General features: G+C 62.8%; 24 protein-coding genes. 7 read left to right on the top strand and 17 right to left on the bottom strand.

The features are described from left to right. Positions 1-179 precede the first annotated feature (179 nt). Entirely contained in the window at positions 180-626 is a 447-nt protein-coding gene (locus tag AC1DUN_RS07305) for a surface-adhesin E family protein (protein WP_477713382.1), read from the top strand. 42 nt (positions 627-668) lie between these two features. Here the strand turns inward: AC1DUN_RS07305 and AC1DUN_RS07300 are convergent, their stop codons facing one another. Beyond that, entirely contained in the window at positions 669-1643 is a 975-nt protein-coding gene (locus AC1DUN_RS07300; protein ID WP_477713381.1) for an NADPH:quinone oxidoreductase family protein, read from the bottom strand. Positions 1644-1802: 159 nt separating this feature from the next. Between AC1DUN_RS07300 and surE the strand changes: the two genes are divergently transcribed. The 3 genes from surE (at position 1803) to AC1DUN_RS07285 (ending at position 4503) form a co-directional block, all read left to right on the top strand. Next, positions 1803-2588, top strand: coding sequence for a 5'/3'-nucleotidase SurE (gene surE, locus AC1DUN_RS07295; RefSeq protein WP_477713380.1), 786 nt, complete (start codon positions 1803-1805; stop codon positions 2586-2588). 11 nt (positions 2589-2599) lie between these two features. Continuing rightward, positions 2600-3481, top strand: a complete 882-nt coding sequence (locus AC1DUN_RS07290; RefSeq protein ID WP_477713379.1) for a protein-L-isoaspartate(D-aspartate) O-methyltransferase — start codon at positions 2600-2602, stop codon at positions 3479-3481. 173 nt (positions 3482-3654) lie between these two features. Further along, positions 3655-4503 carry a peptidoglycan DD-metalloendopeptidase family protein gene (locus AC1DUN_RS07285; RefSeq protein ID WP_477713378.1) on the top strand — a complete coding sequence of 283 codons (849 nt, stop codon included), beginning with the start codon at positions 3655-3657 and terminating at the stop codon, positions 4501-4503. A 71-nt stretch (positions 4504-4574) separates the two neighbouring features. Here the strand turns inward: AC1DUN_RS07285 and AC1DUN_RS07280 are convergent, their stop codons facing one another. Continuing rightward, on the bottom strand, positions 4575-4985 hold the full coding sequence (locus AC1DUN_RS07280; protein ID WP_477713377.1) for a VOC family protein: 411 nt from the start codon (positions 4983-4985) through the stop codon (positions 4575-4577). 56 nt (positions 4986-5041) lie between these two features. Between AC1DUN_RS07280 and rlmD the strand changes: the two genes are divergently transcribed. Next, on the top strand, positions 5042-6502 hold the full coding sequence (rlmD, locus tag AC1DUN_RS07275; protein WP_477713376.1) for a 23S rRNA (uracil(1939)-C(5))-methyltransferase RlmD: 1461 nt from the start codon (positions 5042-5044) through the stop codon (positions 6500-6502). Between the two features lie 42 nt (positions 6503-6544). Here rlmD and AC1DUN_RS07270 read toward each other — a convergent pair whose 3' ends face one another. Beyond that, on the bottom strand, positions 6545-7234 hold the full coding sequence (locus AC1DUN_RS07270) for a Bax inhibitor-1/YccA family protein (RefSeq protein ID WP_477713375.1): 690 nt from the start codon (positions 7232-7234) through the stop codon (positions 6545-6547). 189 nt (positions 7235-7423) lie between these two features. Between AC1DUN_RS07270 and AC1DUN_RS07265 the strand changes: the two genes are divergently transcribed. After that, positions 7424-7831 carry a GlcG/HbpS family heme-binding protein gene (locus tag AC1DUN_RS07265; RefSeq protein ID WP_477661963.1) on the top strand — a complete coding sequence of 136 codons (408 nt, stop codon included), beginning with the start codon at positions 7424-7426 and terminating at the stop codon, positions 7829-7831. Between the two features lie 207 nt (positions 7832-8038). Here the strand turns inward: AC1DUN_RS07265 and AC1DUN_RS07260 are convergent, their stop codons facing one another. From AC1DUN_RS07260 to ahpC, 14 genes are all read right to left on the bottom strand, one after another. Continuing rightward, the gene (locus AC1DUN_RS07260; RefSeq protein WP_413328263.1) at positions 8039-8251 is read right to left on the bottom strand and encodes a hemin uptake protein HemP; all 213 of its coding nucleotides are present in this window, start codon (positions 8249-8251) and stop codon (positions 8039-8041) included. Positions 8252-8400: 149 nt separating this feature from the next. Next, the gene (locus tag AC1DUN_RS07255) at positions 8401-8811 is read right to left on the bottom strand and encodes an ExbD/TolR family protein (protein WP_477713374.1); all 411 of its coding nucleotides are present in this window, start codon (positions 8809-8811) and stop codon (positions 8401-8403) included. A gap of 66 nt (positions 8812-8877) precedes the next feature. Beyond that, positions 8878-9591 carry a MotA/TolQ/ExbB proton channel family protein gene (locus AC1DUN_RS07250; RefSeq protein ID WP_007874172.1) on the bottom strand — a complete coding sequence of 238 codons (714 nt, stop codon included), beginning with the start codon at positions 9589-9591 and terminating at the stop codon, positions 8878-8880. A gap of 33 nt (positions 9592-9624) precedes the next feature. Continuing rightward, positions 9625-10311, bottom strand: coding sequence for an energy transducer TonB (locus tag AC1DUN_RS07245; RefSeq protein WP_477713373.1), 687 nt, complete (start codon positions 10309-10311; stop codon positions 9625-9627). A 134-nt stretch (positions 10312-10445) separates the two neighbouring features. Continuing rightward, positions 10446-10691: a (2Fe-2S)-binding protein gene (locus tag AC1DUN_RS07240; protein WP_007874174.1), complete on the bottom strand. Its 246-nt coding sequence runs from the start codon at positions 10689-10691 to the stop codon at positions 10446-10448. A 264-nt stretch (positions 10692-10955) separates the two neighbouring features. After that, positions 10956-11663: a Fe2+-dependent dioxygenase gene (locus tag AC1DUN_RS07235; protein WP_477713372.1), complete on the bottom strand. Its 708-nt coding sequence runs from the start codon at positions 11661-11663 to the stop codon at positions 10956-10958. A gap of 92 nt (positions 11664-11755) precedes the next feature. Next, positions 11756-14074 (bottom strand): TonB-dependent receptor, encoded by a 2319-nt coding sequence (locus AC1DUN_RS07230; RefSeq protein ID WP_477713371.1) that lies wholly within the window; start codon positions 14072-14074, stop codon positions 11756-11758. Positions 14075-14423: 349 nt separating this feature from the next. Further along, the gene (gene bfr / locus AC1DUN_RS07225) at positions 14424-14900 is read right to left on the bottom strand and encodes a bacterioferritin (RefSeq protein ID WP_477713370.1); all 477 of its coding nucleotides are present in this window, start codon (positions 14898-14900) and stop codon (positions 14424-14426) included. 134 nt (positions 14901-15034) lie between these two features. Further along, positions 15035-15808: a ferredoxin--NADP reductase gene (locus AC1DUN_RS07220; RefSeq protein WP_007874178.1), complete on the bottom strand. Its 774-nt coding sequence runs from the start codon at positions 15806-15808 to the stop codon at positions 15035-15037. A gap of 185 nt (positions 15809-15993) precedes the next feature. Further along, entirely contained in the window at positions 15994-16179 is a 186-nt protein-coding gene (locus AC1DUN_RS07215; RefSeq protein WP_477713369.1) for a hypothetical protein, read from the bottom strand. Continuing rightward, a complete protein-coding gene (locus AC1DUN_RS07210) occupies positions 16176-17315 on the bottom strand; it encodes a PepSY-associated TM helix domain-containing protein (RefSeq protein WP_477713368.1) in 1140 nt (379 codons plus the stop codon). The genes AC1DUN_RS07215 and AC1DUN_RS07210 overlap by 4 nt, the downstream gene beginning before the upstream one ends. Before the next feature lie 19 nt (positions 17316-17334). Beyond that, a complete protein-coding gene (locus tag AC1DUN_RS07205) occupies positions 17335-17484 on the bottom strand; it encodes a hypothetical protein (protein WP_477713367.1) in 150 nt (49 codons plus the stop codon). Positions 17485-17814: 330 nt separating this feature from the next. Further along, positions 17815-19386, bottom strand: a complete 1572-nt coding sequence (gene ahpF / locus AC1DUN_RS07200; protein ID WP_477713366.1) for an alkyl hydroperoxide reductase subunit F — start codon at positions 19384-19386, stop codon at positions 17815-17817. 107 nt (positions 19387-19493) lie between these two features. Further along, a complete protein-coding gene (gene ahpC, locus AC1DUN_RS07195) occupies positions 19494-20057 on the bottom strand; it encodes an alkyl hydroperoxide reductase subunit C (RefSeq protein WP_007874200.1) in 564 nt (187 codons plus the stop codon). Positions 20058-20407: 350 nt separating this feature from the next. On the opposite strand from ahpC, the gene AC1DUN_RS07190 reads away from it, so the two are divergent. Beyond that, complete coding sequence (locus AC1DUN_RS07190) at positions 20408-22654, top strand: TonB-dependent hemoglobin/transferrin/lactoferrin family receptor (protein ID WP_477713365.1); 2247 nt, start codon at positions 20408-20410, stop codon at positions 22652-22654. Positions 22655-22679: the final 25 nt, after the last annotated feature.

The following is a 22679-nucleotide window of genomic DNA, read 5'->3' as shown; positions in this document are numbered from 1 at the left end:
CGAAACGCGCACTCCGACTGTGTGCGGCAAGATACAGATGCTGGCAGCTGTTTCAAGCTGTGTGCCCGCCACTTCAGCCCCCTCCCACCCGGTTTTCTCACAATTTCCGGAGAGCCGTCTTTCAGGACAGGAACGCCTTGCTTCAGACATTGGGTCATTTCGCCTCGACCAGACAGTGCTTGATCCGCTTGCCGGCCGTTTTTCTGGCTGCGGCGCTGTGGGCGGCCGGCGTGCATGCTGCGGCCGATACCTGGCTGACCATCACCGGTGATCCCGCCAATTCCGCGAGCCACTACGTCCAGGTCAACGTGGCCGCCATCGAGGTCAAGGAGGACTTGCGCCTCATCCCGGTGCGCATCAACCGCGCGACGCAGTGGGCCCCCGCCGGCGAGGCCCTTCAATTCCGCTCGGTAGTGACCGAGGTGCAGATCGACTGCACCCAGCAGATCGCCCGTTATGTGAGGGCGGCTTTTTATGCCCAGCCGGATTTTCGCGGAGAGCCTTTCCGGATCACCACCTATGCCGGGGACGATATACGCCCGATGATCTTCAAGGACAGTGACGACGATCCCAATACGCGCATCGTCAAGGCTGCCTGCAGCGTCAAAGGCGTGACCAACAACTAGCGTGTAAGCGGCGCTTTCCGGGCCGCCGCAGCGTTCTAAAAGTCAGTTGACCATGACCAGCTTGCCCTTGACGCCGCGCGAGCCCATGTGGGCATAGGCGGCCTTGAGTTCGGCCATGGGCATGGTGCGGTCTATCACCGGCTTGATCTTGCCCTGTGCGTACCATCCCGCCAATTCGGCCATCATGGCGGCATTGGCCTTGGGCTCGCGTTTGGCAAAGTCGCCCCAGAACACCCCCACGATGGAGGCGCCCTTGAGCAGCGTCAGGTTCAGCGGCAGGGCGGGGATGGGGCCCGAGGCGAAGCCGACAACCAGGTAACGGCCGCGCCAGGCGATGGAGCGGAAGGCCGGTTCGGCAAAGTCGCCGCCCACAGGGTCGTAGATCACATCCGGCCCCTTGCCGTCGGTCAGGGCCTTGATTTCATCGCGCAAGTTCTTGCTGCTGTAGTTGATGGTGGCATCCGCGCCTATGGAGGTGCAGAGCGCGCATTTCTCATCGGTGGAGGCGGCCGCGATCACACGGGCCCCGGCGGCCTTGGCAATCTGGATGGCGGCGGTGCCCACGCCGCCCGCAGCGCCCAGCACCAGCACGGTTTCACCCGCCTTGAGCTGCGCGCGGTCCATCAGGGCATGCCAGGAGGTGGCGTAAATCATGATGAAGGCGGCGGCGTCCACATAAGAAAAGCCCGGGGGCAGCGGCATGCACAGGGCTGCCGGCGCGATGGTGTGCGTGCCAAAGCCGCCGGTGCCCGAGAGGCAGGCGACGTTCTGCCCCACCTGGAGGTGCTTGACGCCTTCCCCCACGGCCTGGACGACGCCGGCGTACTCGGAGCCCGGCACAAAGGGCAGGGGCGGCTTCATCTGGTATTTGTTCTGCACGATCAGCAGGTCGGGGAAGTTCAGGCTGGCCGCCTTGATTTCAATCAGGACTTCGCCGGCCTTGGGTTGAGGCGTGGGCAGTTCTTTCCAGGTCAGGGCGTCTACGCCGGTGGGATTTTCACAAAGCCAGGCTTGCATGAGATGTCTCCGATGAGGTGAGGGGCAGGAGGCGGCGACACGCTTGAGGGAGCGGAAAACGCGGAGGGCGGCGCCTTGACTGCATCATAGGCAAAGCAGGGGCGCTCGCCAGTCCCAAAGAGGTCCGGGCTGTCACGGCCGTGACCGTAAAATCACCCCATGAAAATTCTCATCTGCAACGACGACGGTTACCAGGCTTGCGGCATCATCGCCCTTTACGAAGCGCTTAAAACCGTTGCGGATGTCGAAGTCGTGGCGCCCGAGCAGAACAACAGCGCCAAATCCAACGCGCTGACCCTGCACTCGCCGATGTACGTGCAGACGGCGGCCAACGGTTTTCGCTACATCAACGGCACGCCCGCCGACTGTGTCCACATCGCGCTGACCGGCCTGCTGGGCTACCGGCCCGACCTGGTGGTGTCAGGCATCAACAATGGCGCCAACATGGGCGACGACACGATTTACTCCGGCACGGTGGGCGCGGCCATGGAGGGCTATTTGTTCGGCATCCCGTCCATTGCTTTTTCGCAGACTGAAAAGGGCTGGGCCCACATCGACGTCGCGGCCAAGCGCGCGGCCGAGCTGGTGCGGCAACTGATCCCTTCGCTGGAAAATGTGGCCGAGGGCGTGGAGCCCACGGTACCGCCGTGGCTGCTCAACGTGAATATTCCCAACCTGCCCGACGACGAGATTCGCGGCGTGAAGGTGTGCCGCCTGGGGCGCCGCCACGCGGCCGAGCGCGTCATCATGCAGACCAGCCCGCGCGGGGAGACCATGTACTGGATAGGCGGCGCGGGGCCCGCGAAAGAAGCCGGCGAGGGCACTGACTTCCACGCGACCAGCCAGAAGTTTGTCTCCATCACGCCGCTGCAGGTGGACCTGACCGACCATGAGCGCCTGCCTTATTGGGCCCAAACCGCCGCCAGGCTGACCGAGACGCGCTGAAGGCCCGACGCATGAAACCCAGCCTCAAGCCGCCTTTTAATCCCGCGGCAGCCAAGTCCGCCTCCAAGGCGCCGGAAGGCGCGCCGCGCCCCTCCTTTCCGGTGCGCCTCAAGCCCGATGCCGGCGTCCCATCGGCGACCCGATTGGGTGCGGCCAATGCCCGCCCCGCCGTGCCTGCGGGCGCCAGCGTGGCGAAGAAGGCCGCAACCAGCGCCTCTCCCGCGCGGCCGGGTGGTGTCGGCCTGGACTCGCAGGCCGTGCGCGCGCGCATGGTGGCCAAGCTCGCGGCGCAGGGCGTCAGCGATGCGCAGGTACTGGCCGCCATGGGCCTGGTGGAGCGCCACCGCTTTGTCGACTCCGCGCTTGTCAACCAGGCTTACGAAGACACCAGCCTGCCGATAGGCCTGGGCCAGACCATCTCCAAGCCCAATGTGGTGGCCCGCATGCTAGAGCTGCTGCGCCACGGAGCGGTGGGCGGTGCGGGAAAATTGGGCCGGGTGCTGGAGATCGGCACGGGCTGCGGCTACCAGGCCGCGGTGCTCAGCCACCTGGCCACGGAGGTCTACAGCATAGAGCGGCTGCGCGGCCTGCATGACAAAGCCAGGGAGAACCTGCGGACTTTACGCCTGCCCAATCTGCACCTGCTCTTTGGGGATGGCATGATGGGCTATGCCAAAGGCGCGCCTTATGCGGCCATCATCGCGGCGGCGGGCGGCGAGGCCATCCCCGCGGCCTGGATAGACCAGCTGGCCGTGGGTGGCCGCCTGGTGGCGCCCATGCAAACCGCCGGCGGCGCGCAAGCGCTGGTGGTGCTGGACAAAACCCCCCAGGGCGTGCGGCAGACCTTGCTGGAAGCCGTTCACTTTGTGCCTTTAAAATCGGGGACAAGCTAAGGCCGGGCGCCCATAGAGGCGCAGACCGGCATCATGAATAAATAAGTCCGATAAACCAGACGCGCCCTTCGGGCCTTGCGGCTCAGGCAAGTCAGCCAAGATTGAAGACGAAAGAAACAATGAATCAAACCGTAAGGCCGAACAGGATAGCCACTCTGCCTGCCACCCGCTCCATGCCCGGCAGGCTGGGCCTGTCCTGCATGCTTGCAGCCGTGCTGCTCATGGCGGGTTGCGCTTCGCGTTCCCCCACCAACGCACCGGTGGAAGACCGTGGAACCTTCGGGGCGCGCCCAACCGCGGGCGCTGTGGATCCTGGCAGCGTCAAACAACTGCCCGGCTTCGAGAACGCCGGCAAACCCGGCTACTACACGGTCAAGCCCGGCGACACCATGATCCGCATCGGCCTGGAGAACGGCCAGAACTGGCGCGACATCGTGCGCTGGAACAACCTTGAAAATCCCAACATCATTGAAGTGGGGCAGGTGCTGCGCGTCGTGCCGCCGACCAATGAGAACCCCTTGGTCGTGACCCGCCCGGTGTCTCCGGGTTCGGCCCCTGCGTCCAGCGCGGCACCGGCGCAGGCCGCCAGCGCTGCCAAACCCGCGTCCGCGCCCGCCAATGCCAGCCCGGCACCGGCGGCGACGGGTGGTGATGAAGACATCGCCTGGATCTGGCCGGCGCAGGGCCCCATGGTGGCGGGCTTTGACGAAGCCAAAAACAAGGGCCTCGATATTTCCGGCAAGGCCGGCGATGCGGTCGTGGCCTCCGCCGACGGGCGTGTGGTGTACGCGGGTGCCGGCTTGCGCGGCTATGGCAACCTGGTCATCCTCAAACACAACAACACCTTTCTCACGGCCTATGCGCACAACCAGACGCTGCTGGTGAAGGAAGACCAGAACGTCAAGAAGGGTCAGAAGATCGCCGAGATGGGCAACAGCGACGCGGATCGCGTGAAACTGCATTTTGAGATTCGCCGCCAAGGCAAACCGGTGGACCCGGCCAAATACCTGCCCGCCAAATAAGCGCGCTGCGCAGGCAAAAGGAGCCCGGCGGCCGCCCGGCTCCTTTTTTCTTTGCCCGCCGTTTCGGCCTCTCAGCGAGGATCCATGATCTCGTCGTAGCCGCGGCCCTTGAACTCCAGCAGATCCAGCCCGTGGCCGAAAGGGTCGGCCAGCCCGGCGATGCGCCCCCAGGCGCGATCAGCCACCGGCATCTCCAGCACCGCGCCGTAGCGCTGCAGCCGTGCCACGGCGGCATCGATGTCTTCCACCACAAAATCCAGGTGAACCGGCGTCCAGTGGCGGCTGTAACTGCGCACGCCTTCGCTGCTGCTGACGGGCCTGGTGCCCGGCGCGTTGAAGAGCAGGTCTATGGGGCTGCCGGCGCCCAGGATTTCCACAAAATCGCTCTTGAAACGGCGGCCGACCCGCAGCCCCAGCCCCTGGGTGTAGAACACGACGGCGCGCTCCATGTCGTCAACGTCTATGCAGATGCGAACTTCCATGCTTCATTCCTTTGGGTGCTCCGGAAAATGGTAGCGCAGCCTGAGACAATTGGTGCATGACAGAAGAAAGCCCGATCACCATACCCGCCGCTGCCGCGGACTATCCGCCTGACCTGCTGGAGGTCGAGTCGCTCGACATTGAGGCCCAGGGCATTGCCCACAGGGCCGACGGCAAGGTGGTGTTCATCGAAGGTGCCTTGCCTTTCGAGCAGGTGACGGCCAACGTCTACCGCAAGAAGAGCAGCTTTGAAAAAGCCGTGGTGATGGCCATCCACCGCGAATCATCCCAGCGCGTGCGCCCGGCTTGCCCGCATTTCGGCATGCACACCGGCGCCTGCGGCGGCTGCAAGATGCAGCACCTGCACGCGGGCGCGCAGGTGGCTGTGAAGCAGCGCGTGCTGGAAGACAACCTTCGGCACATCGGCAAGCTCGGGGCGGACAACCTGCTGCGCCCGATTGAGGGGCCGACCTGGGGCTACCGCTACCGCGCACGGCTGTCGGTGCGTTATGTGCGCAAAAAGGGCACGGTGCTGGTGGGTTTCCATGAGCGTAAAAGCAGCTACGTGGCCGACATGGTCGAGTGCCGTGTGCTGCCCCGCCATGTCAGCGACATGCTGGTGCCGCTGCGTGAGCTGATCGGCGGCATGGACGCGAAAGAAACCCTGCCGCAGATCGAGCTGGCGTGCGGTGACGACGTGACGGCCATGGTGCTGCGCCATATGGAACCGCTCAGCGCGGGCGACCTGGCGCGCTTGCGCACCTTTGCCGCGGCCCACCCGGGCCTGCAGTGGTGGCTGCAGCCCGGCGGGTTGGAGACAGTGAAACTGCTTGACGACGCCGCGCGGGAACTGAGCTATGGCCTGCCCGAGTTCGGCATCACCATGCCTTTCAAACCGACCGACTTCACCCAGGTCAATCCGCAGATCAACCAGGCGCTGGTGTCGCGCGCCCTGCGCCTGCTGGCCGTGCAACCGGATGAACGGGTGATTGACTGGTTTTGCGGCCTGGGTAACTTCACGCTGCCGCTGGCCACACGCGCCCGGGAGGTGTTGGGCATCGAGGGCAGCGAAGTGCTGGTAGCCCGGTCTCGTGAAAACTTTGAAAGAAACCGGGCGGGTTCTTCCGTCCGACGCGCATTGGCCCCGACCCGGTTTGTGGCGCGCAACCTGTTTGAAATGACCCCGGCCATGCTGGTCAAGGACGGCGCGGCCGACAAATGGCTGGTGGACCCGCCGCGCGAAGGGGCGTTCGAGTTGTTCAAGTCCCTGGCGGCCCTGCAGCAGCAGATCGCGAGCGGCGTTCCCTGCGACGACGGTGAGCACCAGCAAAGCCTGGCCCTGGACGGCTGGACGCCACCCAGGCGCATCGTCTACGTGAGCTGCAACCCGGCCACCCTGGCGCGCGATGCGGGTGTGCTGGTGGCTGGCGGCGCCTGGCGCTGCACGGCGGCCGGCGTGGTCAATATGTTTCCGCACACGGCGCATGTGGAGTCCATTGCGGTATTTGAGCGGGCATGAAAAAAGGAGCCCAGGAGGCTCCTTTTTTCGAGGCGGGAATTTTTAGTCGCTGTCGCCGCCGAAGATTCCCAGCAGGGCCAGCAGGCTCTGGAAGATATTGAACAGGTCCAGGTAAATAGCCAGGGTGGCGCTGATGTAGTTGGTTTCGCCGCCGTCGATCACCTGCTTCAGGTCATACAGCAAAAAGGCGCTGAACACCGCGATGGCCAGGGTGCTGATCACCGCCACCAGCATGGTGGAGCCGACAAACACATTGATGATGGCCGCCACCATGATGACCAGGGCGCCGGCAAAAAGCCATTTGCCCATGCCGCTCAGGTCGCGCTTGATGACGGTGGCCAGGCTGGCCATCACAAACATCACGCCGGCCGTGCCGGCAAACGCCGTCATCACCAGCGAGGAACCATTGCTGAAACCCAGCACCATGGCAATCAGGCGAGAGAGCATCAGGCCCATGAAGAAGGTAAAGCCCAGCAGCACGGGCACACCGGCGGCAGAGTTCTTGGTCTTCTCGATGGCAAAAATAAAACCGAATGCACCGCCCAGGAACACGATCAGGCCCAGTCCGCCTGTCAGCGAACGGGTGATACCGGTCGCCACGCCCAGCCAGGCGCCCAGCACGGTGGGCAACAGGCTCAGGGCCAGCAGCCAATAGGTGTTGCGCAGGACCTTGTTGCGTTGCTCGACGCTTGTGGCAACGCCATAGTCGAGGGTTTGAACATTGTCAGTCATGAGAGTCGTCTCCAGGGCGCCAGCAAATGCGGGCAAGATTATTTTAGGGTGCATTGCTGTTTTTCCAGCCCGCACTCCCTACTTTTTGTAAGGGTTCTATAAGCTAATTTGGCGGCAATGGGTCTGAAGGACGGCCTCGAATTTGCGTATGCTCGATATCTTTGCCAATAAACGGAAATCCTGAAGACCATGAAATCAAAAGCAGTGCTTGAACTCGCAGACGTCAAAACCATCGCCGCGGCCGCCGAGGCGGAAGCCCTCAAAAACAGCTGGGCCGTGACCATCGCCATCGTTGACGACGGCGGCCACCTGCTGCACCTGCAGCGCCTGGACGGTGCTCCGCCGATTTCCTCGCACATCGCGCCCTCCAAGGCCAATACCGCCGCCATGGGCCGCCGTGAAAGCAAGGTATACGAAGACGTCATCAACGGCGGCCGCACGTCCTTCCTGTCGGCTCCTTATATCCACGGCATGCTGGAAGGGGGCGTGCCCATCGTGAAAGACGGGCAGTGCATTGGCGCTGTAGGCGTGAGCGGCGTGAAGTCCAGTGAAGATGCGCAGATAGCGCGCGCGGGCATCGCCGCTATCGGCCTTTAAAACACGATGTTCGTGTGGGCATGAAAAAAGCCGACCACCAGGTCGGCTTTTTTGTTGGCGTGGACAGGAGCCTCATGAAAAAAAGCCTGGCTAAACAACTCCGGGGAGTCTATGGCTGGCTAAAAACGACCTTGGGAGCTTGGTAGCCCCGGATCGCCCCACGATGAAACTTTGATAAAAAAACTGTGCTGAAACTCGCGTACGGCCTTATTTGGTCAAGATCAGTTTGCCCAGGCGCGTGGCTTGCAGCCGGTAGGTGGCGCCGTTGTGGTTGATTTCCACGGCCTTTTGTCCGCGCAGGATTTCCGTGCTGCTGACCGTAGCCGCGGGACTGCCCTGGCCGCCCGAAGCGGTCTCTGTGTGCACGGGCGCGCGGGCAGGAAGGCTCAAGGTGTTGGAGGGGGGCAATGCGATGGACATGGTTTAAACCTGTTTGGGTTTCGTTGAGTTAATGATAACCATTCTCATTTAAAAGTCAAGCGAGTTTGGGCTGCGAAGTGTTTTCTTTTTGTGTCAAAGGAAAAGGCCTGCCGTGCGGGTTAGCGGGGACGGGCCTTGATCGGCTCTGATCAGTTCTTGGGTTCGGTGATAAAGCCGATCTTGCGCAGGCCTGCCTGCTGCGCGGCTGCCATGGCCTGCGCCACGCGCTCGTAGCGAACCGACTTGTCGCCGCGGATGTGCAACTCGGGTTGCGGGTTCTGGGCCGCCGCGGCCTTGAGCTGGGTGCTCAGCTCTTCATCGGTGATCTTGGTTTCGTTGAGGAAATAGCTGCCTTCGGCATCCACGCTCAGGCGAACCGTTTCCGGCTTGATGTTCTGCGCTTCGTTGGAGGCGCGCGGCAGGTCGATGTTGACGGAATGTTTCATCACGGGGACCGTGATGATGAAGATGATGAGCAGCACCAGCATGATGTCCACCATGGGCGTCATGTTGATCTCGTTCATCACGTCGTCGCTGTCGTCTTGGGTTCCAAAGGCCATGGTGCTTCTCGGTCGCTGAATAGGGAGCCCCGCGTTGCGGGTCGCGGGGGGCTGTTTGGATGGGGCTCAGGCCTTTTTCATGGCCACGACGTTGGCCTGGCCCCCGGCGCTCACGCGGGCTCCGGTCACGAAGTAGGCATGCAGGTCGTGCGCGAAGCGGTTGAGCTTTTGCAGCACGCCCTTGTTGCCGCGCACCAGTGCGTTGTAGCCCAGCACGGCGGGAATGGCCACGGCCAGGCCCAGGGCCGTCATGATCAGCGACTCGCCGATGGGGCCGGCCACCTTGTCGATGGTCGCCTGGCCGGCCGCGCCTATGGACAGCAGCGCATGGTAGATGCCCCACACGGTGCCGAACAGGCCGACGAAGGGCGCGGTCGAGCCGACGGAGGCCAGGATGGCCAGGCCGGACTGCAGCTTGCCGGTGAATTCGTCGATGGTATTGCGCAGCGTGCGCGTGACCCAGTCGCTCACGTCCAGGGCGTCATGCAGGTGCGCCTTGGTGTTGCGGTGGTGCAGGGTGGCTTCGCGGCCTTCGAGGGCCAGTTGGCGGAAGGGATTGGTCGGATCGCCGCCGAGTTTGGTCAGGCCGGCCGCAAAGTCCTCGCTATGCCAGAAGTCCTCGGCCGCGCGGGCGATCTTTTTGTACTTGATGAGGTCCAGCGACTTGATGATGATGACCATCCAGGAGGCCAGCGACATCACCAGCAGCAGCACCGCCACTGATTTGGTGACGATATCGCCCTGGCTCCAGACGTTGGCAAGGCCGAATTGGGAATTCATGAATCAATACTCCAAGGTTCAAAAAGATTTCGCTCAGTCCTTTAATGTCCAGTTGATGGGGACATTGAAGGGCATGGCTTCGGGAACGCCGTTTCGCTTGCCGGGCACATAGCGCCAGCTCATGACGGCGTCGTAGGCGGCCTTGTCGAGGCGGGAAAAGCCGCTCGAGGTAACGAGTTCGGCGCGCTGGGGCTTTCCGTCGGCACCGATCCATACCTTGTAAGTCACCTTGCCATGCTCACCGAAGCGTTTGCTCAGGGGGGGATAGATCGGCGTTGGGTTCTGCAGATAGTCGGCGTCGCTGGAAGGCAATTGCACAACTGGGGCCCCCGGCGGCGCTGCGGGTGCGACGGCCACAGGCGCGGGCGGCAGCGGCGGCGTGACCACGCCCGTCGGGGCATTCGGGGAGGGGGCCGGGTCGGGAATGGCCAGCGGTTGGGGCGCCGGTTGCACGGGGGCCTTGGCCACGGGCTTTTTCTGCACAGGCGGAGTCGGTGGCGTGGGGGGCACGGGCTCCACCTTGGGAGCGGGCGGGTTGACGAATTGCGTCAGGATTTCCGCGGGTACCACGATTTCCGCCGCGCGCATCAACAGGCCGCTTTGCAGTGCCCAGATGAAACCGATATGCAGGCCGACCACGACCAGGGCGATCACGGCATTCCGGCTCAGGGGCTGGCGCGGCGCGGGCGGTCGCGGGGCGGTGGAGAAAGTGGCGGTCATCGGGAAATGGTGGGTAGGCGAAGGGCCACGAACGTGTCGCGGTCCGGTTCTATCGGTGTTTGAGCAGAATCAGCGGCGGAAGATCCACCAAGTGGAAACTACCACCAGGACCAGGCTGGCGGGAAGCGCCGCGATCAGGCTTGGGGTGAGTGTTGCAAGATGTTCCATGGGCTGCCTTCCTGTGTGTGGGTGGCGAGCTTGATGTTGGCGGTCGGGCAGCTGTTGCTGCACTGCGCCACCACGTCACGGGCGCAGCCTTCGCATTGGCCGCACTGGGTGGCCACGCCGAGTTCGAACTGGATCTCGTCAAAGCCCAGGCCCGCGCGGGCATGGCGGACGATTTCGCGGTCGGAGATACGGCGGCAGACGCAAACAATCATGGAGTAGCTTGGCTGGGGATTGATTCAATCGGTGTGTAGATTATAAATGCGAATCTGTCGCATTTGCAATCTTGAAGGTGTTATTTCGGTCCCGGGCTGCCGCCGGTAAGCCATCCACCGTCAACTGCGCAGCCCGAAAATCCCGCTAGGCAATGCCTGGTAAGCCTTAGGTGCTATGAATTTTGTAGTTTCCGCGCCGGGCGCGCAACTGCGTTCTCCGGCCCCAAAAGACCTCCAGCGTGAGGGGCGATGCCCGGACGGACTTCAGACCTCGGCCCACATGCGCAGCAGGTTGTGATAGCAGCCGGTCAACCGCACCACCTCCGGGCTTTCGGCGGCGCCCTGGGCCGCGCGTTCCAGGTCTTTCTGGCGCAGCGAGGTGATGGCCATGTCCATCTCGTACAGAAGCCGGCGCTGGGCATCGGAGCGGACCATGCTTTCGATCCAGAAAAAGCAGGCCAGCCGTTCGCCGCGCGTGACCGGCTCCACGCGGTGCACGGAGGTGCCCGGGTACATGACCAGGTCGCCGGCGTCGAATTTGATGCGCTGCTCGCCGTAGGTGTCTTGCACCACCAGCTCGCCGCCGTCGTAGCTGGCCGGATCACTCAGGAACAGCGTGCAGGAGATGTCGGTGCGCACATGGCGCGCCGTGGCCGCATGCGTGCGCACGGCATTGTCGATGTGGTTGCCGAAGTTGTTGGCATCGCCGCCGTAGCGGTTGAACAGCGGCGGGTAGACCGATTTGGGCAGCGCCCCGGTGACGAACATGGGGTTGCGGGCCAAGGCCACTGACACGATGTGGCGCGCCTGCTGGGCGGCCGGCAATTCTTCGGGCAGTTGCAGGTTGTTCTTGACGGTGCCGCTCTGGCTGCCGGCGGTGATGCGGCCGTCGGCCCAGTCGGCACCCAGGATCAGCTCGCGGACCTGCGCGAGTTCGCCTGGCTGGAGGGCTTGGTGAATGCGAAGCAGCATGGAGGAATCTCCGGAAAGATCGCTGAAATGAAAAAAGGCACCCGGAGTATCCCCCAGGTGCCTAAGACCTTGAAAAAATTCTCTTCGTCGAATCAGAACTTGCTGGTCAGCGTCACACGCACGCTGCGCGCGTCGCCGGGTGCGGCGAAACCGCGGTACAGCGTGTTGTAGTAGACCTTGTCGAAGATGTTGTCGATGTTCAGCTTGATGGTGTTGCCTTCGCTGATGCGGTATTCCACCAGCGCATCGGCCTTGACATAGCCTGGAGCGCGGTTGAAGGTGGTGACGCTGTTGGCCGGCTTGTTGGTGCTGACGGCTGTGAAGCCGCCGCCGATGCGCCACTTGTCGCCTATGCGGTAGGTGGTGAACAGGTTGGCCTGGCGGCTGGGGCTCAGGCCCGGATTTTGGCCGACTTCGGCGAGGCCCGCGGCATTGGAGCCCGATTTATCGATCTTTGCCTTGAGGAAGCCGATACCCGCAAAAACATCCCACTGCGGCGTGATGCGGCCGGCGATCTCGAATTCGAGTGCGTCGGTGTGGCGCTTGCCGGACAGCAGGTAGGAGTTGGTGTTGGTGTCCAGGTCGGTGTTGCGCTCGTTGTACTTCTCGGTGCGTGCCAGCGCGGCGCGCAGCGACAGGTCGCCGCCGTAGAGCTCCCACTTGGCGCCGATTTCCATGTTGCGGCTGCTTTCGGGGGCTGTATTGGCCGATTGCGGATCGAACTGGTACAGGTCGCCCGAGGTGTTGAAGGACGTGCCGTAGGCCGCGTAGTAGCTGACCTCGTCGGTCGGCTGGTACATCACGCCCAGACGCTTGCTCAGCAGGCTGTCGGACCGGGACAGCGGCGTGTTGTTGGGCGCGGTGCCGCCGGGACGCTGGTAGTCGGCCTTGAAGTTGTCGATGCGAAGGCCTCCGACAAGCTTCCAGTAAGGCGTGAGGTCGATCGTGTCCTGCATGTACAGGCCCAGCGTCGTTGCCTTGAATTGCGTTTCCAGTCTCTGCGTGAGGTTCCCGCCTATACCGTTGCTGATGGGGTTGCCGACGACGGTGGATGGCTTGGCGGGGCCGCCTGCCGCCACCGCGAGGAAGGGGTAGCTGGAGCGGTCGGAGTTTTCCACCGCGTATTCGGCGCCTATCAGCAGGCTGTTCTTGCGGCCGAACCACTGGGTGGTGGTGAGGTAGTCGGTTTGCAGGAAGGTGTGGTGTTCATTGCCCGCCTTGGCATTGCCGGCGCTGCTGGCGCCACGGCTTACCACCGTGTTGGCGTTCAGGTTGGCCAGTGTGGTCCCCGCGGCGAAGCTGGCCTGTGTGGCACGCAACGTGCGCGAATAGTAGCCGTCGCGCACGGTGGTTTTCAGGCTGCTGCCGTCGGCCCAGCGGTGGGTGTGGCTCAAGGTGACGGCGTCGGCCTTGTCGTTCTGGAAATCGGTGTTCAGGCCGTACCAGTATTTGTTGGTGGGGCCGGGCGCCGGACGGTCGTTGAACCAGGCGAAGCCCCAGTCGGGCTTGTCGTTGTAGTGCAGGTGGTAGTAGCTGATTTCAAATTCGTTGGCCGTGCCGATGCCGAAGCGGTAGTCCAGCGCCAGGCCGCGGCGGTGGGTGGTCGCGCTGGCGTTTTCGCCGCGGCCGTCGCCGTCGGTGGCCATGGCGTTGATGCGCAAGGCCGCGTCATCGTCCAGCTTGAAGTTGAAGTCGCCCTGGTAGCGCTGGTAGCCCTTGGTGCCGACGGTAGCGTTCACCTCGTGTTCGGTGATCAGGCGCGCCTGTTTGCTGACCTGGTTGATCACGCCGCCCGTGGAGCCGCGGCCGAACAGCATGGAGGCCGCGCCGCGCAGGACTTCCACGCGCTCGGTGTTGAAGTTGTCACGGTTGTACTGCGCGATGTCGCGCATGCCGTCCAGGTAGATGTCGCCCGCCGCGCTGAAGCCGCGCAGGCGGATGTTGTCGCCGACGCGGCCGCCTTCGCCGGCTTCAAACGTGATGCCGATGACGTTTTCCAGGGCGCTCTTGAAGCTGTCCTTGCCCTGGTCGTGCATCAGCTTTTCATTGACGACCGTCAGCGACTGGGGGATGTCCTTGGCCGCCACGGGCATCTTGCCGACGCTGGTGATGCCGCTCTGGTAGGTCTGGTTTTCGCGCTCGCGCGTGCCTGTGACCGTGACGGGCGCCAGGGTTTTGCCCTCGGCCTGCGTGGAAGTCGTGGTGCTTGCGGCGGCGGGCGCCGGGGCGGCGCTTTGCGCCCATCCGGACACCGAGACAGCCAGCATCAGCGCGCCCAGCGGCAGCAGGGCTTTGTCGGAAGAGGGGCCAGAAACCGCAGGCGCGGCGAGAGGGGCGAAGCTGTTGGTACCGGCGTTGCGGATTTTTTTATTGCGCGCAGTTTTTGCGGCGCGAGCGGACGGGTGTGCCAAGATGGCCTCCAAGCAGGGTCCGGCCTATGGCAGGCGGACCGGGTTCAGGAAAAAGCTTGGCTGGCTCGAAATCACCGAAAAGGGACGCGAGTTGGCTGGCTCGAAAAGATCGCTCGAAGTTTATCCCAAATGATAATGATTCGTAATATCTTGTTTCTAAATGCTGAAGAACCGGGTCCCGCAGGCTTGTTTTTGTCGCAAAAATGCGAAACGGGAATCCCAAAGCCCATTTCAAGGCAGGGAGTGCGCGGGAATGAGAGGGGCGGCAAAAGCAGCCGAAACGACAACGGGGCCCACAGGCCCCGTATTGTCTTGAGCTGCACCGAAGGTGCGGGATTGCCGCCAGGGCTTAGCTGATCTCGCCCATCTGGCTTTGCAGGTAGTTCTGTATGCCGACCTTGGTGACCAGCTCGATCTGGGTTTCCAGGAAATCGATGTGCTCTTCGGTGTCGTCCAGGATTTCCTGCAGCAGGTCGCGCGAGACGTAGTCGCGCACGCTTTCGCAGTGGGCGATGCCGTCCTTGATTGTTGCTTGCGCACCGGTTTCGGCTTTCAGGTCGCAGTTCAAGGCTTCCAGCACGTCCTCGCCAATCAGCAGCTTGCCCAGGTCCTGCAGGTTGGGCAGGCCGTCGAGCATGAAGATACGGTCCATCAGCTTGTCGGCGTGTTTCATTTCGCCGATGGACTCCTCGTATTCCTTCTTGGCCAGCTTGTCCAGGCCCCAGTGCTTGTACATGCGGTAGTGCAGAAAGTACTGGTTGATGGCCGTCAGTTCATTTTTGAGCTGCGCCTGCAGATGAGCGATGACTTTTGCGTCGCCTTTCATGGGAATTCCTTATCGTTGTAGTTCGGGTCGCCCATTGTCACTGGCCGCAGCTCGCAACTCAAGCATTCCCCCTGCTGGCGCGGTCTGCTTGCGTGTGATTGTGAGAACTGTTCGTATTGTGTCGTGGGTGATGCTCAGCGCTCGGCGAAGGCGCGCTCCACCACGAAGTGGCCGGCGTGCTGCATATTGCCTTCTTCCAGGCCCTGGGCTTCCAGCATGGCCTTGATGTCGCGCAGCATGTCGGGGCTGCCGCATAGCATCAGGCGGTCACTGTCCGCCGAGATCGCCGGCAAGCCGAGGTCGCTGTAAATCTTGCCCGACTGCATGAGTTCGGTGATGCGGCCCTCGTTGCGAAAGCGCTCGCGTGTCACGGTCGGGTAATACATCAGCCGGCCGCGCACAAGTTCGCCCAGGAACTCATGCTCATGCAGCTCATGCTCGATCAGCCCGCGGTAGGCCAGCTCGGCGCTGGTGCGGCAACCGTGCACCAGCACCACGCGCTCAAAGCGCTCATAGGTGTCGGGGTCCTTGATCAGCGAGAGGAAGGGCGCCAGGCCGGTGCCGGTCGCCAGCAGCCACAGCGTCTTGCCGGGCAGCAGGTTTTGCAGCAGCAGCGTGCCGGTAGGCTTGCGGCCCACCAGGATGTCGTCACCGGGCTTCAGATGCTGCAGCCGCGAGGTCAGCGGGCCGTTGGCCACCTTGATGCTGAAAAACTCCAACTGGTCTTCATGGTTGGCGCTGGCCACGCTGTAGGCGCGCATCAGCGGTTTGCCGTCGACAGGCAGGCCGATCATGGTGAACTGGCCGTTGACGAAACGAAAGCCGGGATCGCGCGTGGCGGTGAAGCTGAAGAGCGTATCGGTCCAGTGGTGGACGGAAATAATGCGTTCGGTGTTAAAGGCGCTCATGAGAAAAAGGAAGAAGGAAAGAACAAAAAGTAGTTTGGGCAATGCAAGAGGGCAGGAGGCCCGCCGCGCACTCCTTCAGTTCAGCCTTCAGATCGTGCGTGAGCAGCGTCGTATTTTATCGCTTGCGGGAAGCTGTCGTTCGCAACCGGTGCGACGCCATGCCCGCGCCAAGGTCTCACTGCTGCTCACGGCTTGCGGGGCACCCATGCGCACCAGGCCATCACGGCCACCGGCAGGCCCAGGGCCAACCAGGCCCACCAGTCGCCCCAGCTGTCGGAGACCAGTGCGCTCAGCAGGCCGCTGGTGCTGAGCAGGCCCAGCACCAGGGGCCAGCGCCAAAGGCGCCAGAAGGAGTTTGTCGCCGCGCTCATGCGGCACCGCTTGGTGCATGTGCGGTCGTGGCCGGCTTCGCCGCCGCCGCAGGGTTACGACGCTTGATCCACAGGTAGAGGCCGCTGCCCAGCACGACGATGGTGGCGATGTCCAGCAGCGCCCAGAGGATTTGCATGGGCATGCCGCCGTAATCGCCAAAGTGCAGCGGCTGCGATACCAGCAGCGCCGTGAGGTACCAGGGCAGCGGCGGGCTGGCGGTGAGCGCGTTGGTGCCCGCATCCACCAGCACCGGCTTGAGCAGGCGCGAATTGAAGGGCTCGTTGCCGCGCAGGAACACCGTGTAATGGTGCGGGCTGGAAAACGTCGTGCCCGGAAAGGCAATGAACGCCATCTTCATGTCGGGCGCGAGCGCGGTGGCCGACGATACCGCCTGCTGCACCGAAGCCAGGCGTGCCGGCGGCTTTTGCCCCTGGTAAGGCGCCAGCAGCGCGCTGAGTTGGTCGTACTGCCAGTACTTGATCACCAGGTCGGCCCAGGTGTTGATCATCCCGGTGGCACCCACGGTGAAGGCCCACACCAAGGTCACGATGCCCAGCAGGTTGTGCAGGTCCAGCCACCTGGCGCGCGGCCGGCTTTGCCGCACGGTGCCGAAGTCCAGCTTGCGCATGAAGGGCGCGTACAGCACCACACCCGAAACAATCGCCAGCAGCAGCAAGAGGCCCATCAAGCCCAGGAACAGCTTGCCGGGCAGCCCGGCGAACAGGTCCACATGCAGCTTGAGCATGACGTACATAAAACCTTCGTCGAACTTCGGCTGCGCCAGCACCGCGGCGCTGCGCGCATCGACGGCGACGGTCTTGTTACCGGCCTCTGAGGTCGGTGTGTCACCCAGCGTGATGTACCAGAAGCGGTCGTCGTCGATCTCGTGCGAAGCGAACATGGGCACCTTGCCCGGGTGCAAGGCCTGCGCAACCTGCATCACCTTGTCGAGGCTGGCGCGTGGCGTGTCCTTTGGCAGGTCGGGCGCTTCCACTTCGGTGCCCAGCAAATGGCCGATCTCATGGTGAAAGATCAGGGGTAGCCCAGTCAGGCACAGCAGCAGCATGAAGACCGTGCAGACCAGGCTGCTCCATTTGTGGATCCAGGTCCAGGTTTTGACCTTGCGGCTGTTCATCGTGGTGCTCCTTCAGTGCCTAGAAACGATAGGTGGCGCACATCAGATCTGGCCGCGCGGTGCTGGGGATGTGCGGGCCGTTGCCGCCGCCCTGGAGTGCGGCGGCCAGGGAAAGAATGCTGAACGGGGCCAGGCGGCGTGTGGCGCGCGGCAGGTGCAAGCAGGGCAAGTCAAAACTCCGGGAGGAACGCCAGGAAACTGGCGTGCGCACGACGGCCCGATGCGCCACGGCGGGTGGCGGAAATTCAGGAGCCACGTGGGCAGGTTGTTGGCTTGCTGCGCCCGGCAGCGCGAGAGGCTGCTGGGATGTCTGGCTAGCGGAAGAGAAAAAAGGGAAAAGGAAAAGGGCGCTGCGGACTATAGCATCAATGAGATTAATTCTCATCTGAAAGACGCCAGAGCTCGTCCGGTTTTTGGCGGATTTCCCGTCTTGTGACGCAAAAAAAGCCACCCGGCCGGGGCGGCTTTTTGGCATTCAGCGCGTTACCGCGCCAAGGGCTTATTGCGCGGCGATGGGGCTGCGGATCAGGTAGTCGAAGGCGCTGAGGGCGGCCTTCGCGCCTTCACCGGCCGCGATGATGATCTGCTTGAAGGGCACGGTCGTCACGTCGCCAGCCGCGAATACACCGGGCACCGAGGTCTGGCCCTTGGCGTCGACGATGATCTCGCCGTGTTTCGACAACTCGACCGTTCCCTTGAGCCAGTCGGTGTTGGGCACCAGGCCGATCTGGATGAACACGCCTTCGAGCGCCACGGTTTTCAGCTCGCCGCTGGCGCGGTCCTTGTAGACCAGGCCATTGACCTTCTGGTCGCCGGTGATCTCGGTAGTTTGCGCGTTGGTGATCACCGTGACGTTCGCCAGGCTGTTCAGTTTGCGCTGCAGCACGGCATCGGCACGCAAAGCGGTGTCGAACTCGATCAGCGTCACATGGCCGACGATGCCGGCCAGGTCAATGGCCGCCTCGACACCCGAGTTGCCGCCGCCTATGACCGCCACGCGCTTGCCCTTGAACAGCGGGCCGTCGCAATGCGGGCAGTAGGCCACGCCCTTGTTCTTGAACTCGTGCTCGCCGGGAACGTTGATGTTGCGCCAACGCGCGCCGGTTGAAATCACAATGGACTTGCTCTTGAGCGAAGCGCCGTTTTCAAGCTGAACTTCGATCAGGTTTTTGTCCGGACCGCTGTTCGGGATCAAGGCCTTGGCGCGCTGCAGGTTCATGATGTCCACGTCGTAATTGCGCACGTGCTCTTCCAGCGCATGGGCGAATTTGGGCCCTTCGGTTTCCTTGATGGAAATGAAGTTCTCGATGCCCATGGTGTCCAGCACCTGGCCGCCGAAGCGCTCAGAGGCCACGCCGGTGCGTATGCCTTTGCGCGCGGCGTACACCGCCGCAGCGGCGCCGGCCGGGCCGCCGCCGACGATGAGCACGTCGAAGGCCTCCTTGCCGTCTATCTTTTTGGCTTCGCGTTCAACGCCGCTGGTGTCTATCTTGGCGAGGATTTCCTCCAGGCTCATGCGGCCCTGGCCGAATTCGGTGCCGTTGAGGAACACGGTGGGAACGGCCATGATCTGGCGTTCCTTGACTTCCTCCTGGAACATGCCGCCTTCAATCATGGTGGCTCGGATGCGCGGGTTCTGCACCGCCATCAGGTTCAGCGCCTGGACCACGTCGGGGCAGTTGTGGCAGGTCAGCGAGACGTAAATCTCGAACTCGAAATCGCCGTCGAGCGCGCGGATCTGTTCCAGCACGGCTTGCTCGACCTTGGGCGGGTAGCCGCCGACCTGCAGCAAGGCCAGGATCAGCGAGGTGAATTCATGGCCCATGGGCAGGCCGGCAAAACGCGGGCCGTGGTTTTCGCTGGGGCGGTTGATCGAAAACGAGGGCTTGCGGTGATTGTCGTCGCGGCTTTCCGTCAGCTTGACCAGCGGGGAGGCTTCGGCAACGTCCTTGAGCAGCGACAGCACTTCGCCGGAGGCCTCGCTGTCGTCGAGCGAGGCAACGATTTCAATCGGTTGCGTGGCGCGTTCGAGGTAACTTTTCAGTTGGGCTTTGGTGGCGTCGTCGAGCATGGGGGACTCACTTTCAATGGCAAAACAGGATCAAAAGGGAACAAAAAAGCCCGGGACGGCACACATGTGCCGGGCCCCCGGGCCTTGTCAGGAGGGCAGCAGGGCGCTTAGATCTTGCCAACCAGGTCGATGGACGGGGCGATGGTCTTGGCGCCTTCGTTCCACTTTGCGGGGCAAACCTGGCCGGGGTGGGCTGCCGTGTATTGGGCCGCTTTCAGCTTGCGCAGGGTTTCCTTGACGTCGCGCGCGATTTCGTTGGAGTGCACTTCGGCGGTCTTGATGACGCCTTCGGGGTTGATCACGAAGGTGCCGCGCAGTGCCAGGCCTTCTTCGGGAATGAACACGTCAAAGGCCTTGGTCAGCGTGTGGGTCGGGTCGCCCACCAGCGGGAATTTGGCCTTGCCGACGGCGGGGGAGGTTTCGTGCCAGACCTTGTGCGAGAAATGGGTGTCGGTGGTCACGATGTAGACCTCTGCACCGGCCTTCTGGAATTCGGCGTAGTTGTCGGCGGCATCTTCGACTTCCGTGGGGCAGTTGAAAGTGAATGCAGCCGGCATGAAGATCAGGACCGACCATTTGCCCTTCAGCGATTCGTCGGAAACGTCGATGAACTTGCCATTGAGGAAGGCTTGGGTTTTGAAGGGCTGGACTTGGGTATTGATCAGGGACATCTAGATGGATTCCTATAGGTGATGAAAAAAGGCTAAAACTTGCCGGCGAACCGATAGTATATAGCTTTTAACTACTTATAAACGATTGATATTGACTATTGATTGGATAGGCGAGATGCGGCCTGTCCGATCGCTATCCTCGTCGCTCCCTGTGACCTCATGGTGACCCGTGACAGAGTGGGAGACGCAGCAGGACGGATGTTCCACTGTTTTTTTTGCATCCAAATGTTGCGAATGAGAACAATTCGCATATACTTCGGTCTCTCCAGAGCCAGCCACAAGTGACCGGAGCCGACAGGCTCATTCGCGTTGCCGCAGCAAGCCCTCCAAACCTCTTACTTTGGGCTTGCATGACTTCCATTCATCCTTACTCCCGCTTCGCGCTGCGCGAAATCTCCCTGTTGACCGCCTTGGCCTGTAGCGCCGGCTTTGCCGCGCAGGCGCAAACGATGGCTCCCGCCGCGGTGCAAGTCGCCGCCCTGAAAGAAGTCGTGGTCAGCGGCTCGCGCGGCGAGCAGTCGATCGACGACATCCCGCAAACCATAGACGTGATCAATGCCGCCGACATCGAGCAGGGGCAGATCAGGGACATCCGCGATGCGGCCAAAAATATTCCCAACGTCTCCGTGCGCCGCGCGCCGGCGCGTTTCGGCCTGGCGCAAGGCGATACCGGCCGCGAGGGCAATGCCGGCTTCAATATCCGCGGCCTCGACGGTAACCGCGTGCTGATGATGGTGGACGGCATACGCATTCCGCGCAGCTATGCCTTCAGCCCCAACTCCTTCGGGCGCGACAGCGTCTCCATAGACCTCATCAAGCGCATCGAAATCGTCAAGGGCCCGGCTTCAGCGCTGTATGGCTCCGACGGCATTGCCGGCCTGGTCAACTTCATCACCTACGAGCCGGACGATTACCTGAAGGACGGCAAGTCGCTGGGCGGCCGCGCGTCCATCAGCTACAGCGGCGACAACAACGAGAGTGCCGTCAGCGGCACGATTGCCGGCCGTGTCAATGAGATGCTGGCCTGGCAGCTGAATGTGGCCACAAGCAGCGGCAAGGAGCTGGAAAACCGCGGCGACAACAGCGGCACCGGTTTCACCCGCACGGCGCCCAACCCACAAAGCGACAAGACCAACTCCCTGCTGGGCAAGGTCGTGCTGACGCCGACCGCTTCGCAAAAACACGTCATCACCTTCGAGCACGTCGACAAGAAGAGCGACTACAACCTGCTGACCGCGCGCTCGGCCACGGTGCTGGACTCCTATTCGACCGGCAAGATGGACCGCGACCGGCTGACCTGGGACGCCAAATACAAGGTGGGCAGCACGCTGGCCGACAACATCCAGACCGTGCTCAGCTACCAGGATGCGAAGTCCAGAGACTACACCTACGAGCGGCGCACGGCGCTGCCGCAGGAGCGCGTGCGCGACACGAGCTACAGCGAACGCACACTGCAGGCCAGCATCCAGGCCGACAAGACCCTGCGCATGGGCGCCAACTCGGCGCAGAAGATCACCTACGGCCTGGACCACACCAGCGCAAAAATCGAAAACCTGCAGACCGGCCTGGTGCCGCCCGCCGGCGAAACCTTCCCGCTCAAGCGCTTCCCCGACACCACGGAAACCGCCACCGCCGTCTATGTGCAGGATGAATTCATCCTCGGCGACTGGAGCGTGACGCCAGGCGTGCGCGCCGACAGTTTCAAGATAGACGCGGCGCAGGCTGGTTTCCCGGTGCCCGCGGTGTCGATGTCGGGCTCGGCCGTATCACCCAAGGTCGGCGTCATTTATCGCGCTACGCCGCAGTGGAGCTTCTTCGGCAATTACGCCAGCGGTTTCCGTGCGCCCAATGCGGGGCAGGTCAACGGCTTCTTCCAGAACCTGGCCGGTGGCTACCGCACCGTGCCCAATCCCAACCTCAAGCCTGAGAAGAGCCGCAACATCGAATTCGGCGTTCGCGCGCGGCTGGAGCAACTTAGCTTCGACACCGCCGTGTTTTACGGCCGCTTCAAAGACCTGATCCAGGACGGCGCCATCGTGAGCGGCGCCTTCGGCAACCCCGCCAACCCCGCTGTGATCCAGTCGATCAACATCGACAACGCGACCATCAGCGGTTTTGAGATCAAGGGCGACATGAGCTGGGGCAAGTTCGGTGAGGGCAAGCTCAGCACGCCGTTCTCCTACGGCTACACCCGCGGCACCGTGAAGAACACCGGCAAGCCGCTGGACACCATAGACCCGGCCAAGCTCAGTGTCGGCCTGAAGTATGAGACCCCGTCCTGGGATGTGCGCCTGGATGCGAACCACCATTCGGCCAAGAAGTTCGACGACATCAGCGCGCAGACCATTGCCGCCTCGCCGCCCGCGGTGCCGGTGGCGACCACCCAGTTCGCCGTGCCGTCCGCCACCACGCTGGACCTGACCGGCCAGTGGCGTTTCAGCAAAACCCTGCGCCTGAACGCCGGCCTGATCAACCTGACGAACAAGAAGTACTGGAACTGGTCGGACGTCCGCGGTGTGGCGGCCAACTCCTCCTTCCGCGACGCCTACAGCCAGCCTGGCCGGTACTTCAACGTCTCGCTGGTCGCCGATTTCTGATACCGACCTGCACCTTTTTCAAGCC

The organism is Polaromonas sp. P4_F6, from assembly GCF_056401275.1.
The sequence above is the reverse complement of the archived record's forward strand: the minus strand, read 5'-3'. Positions and strand labels throughout refer to the sequence as shown.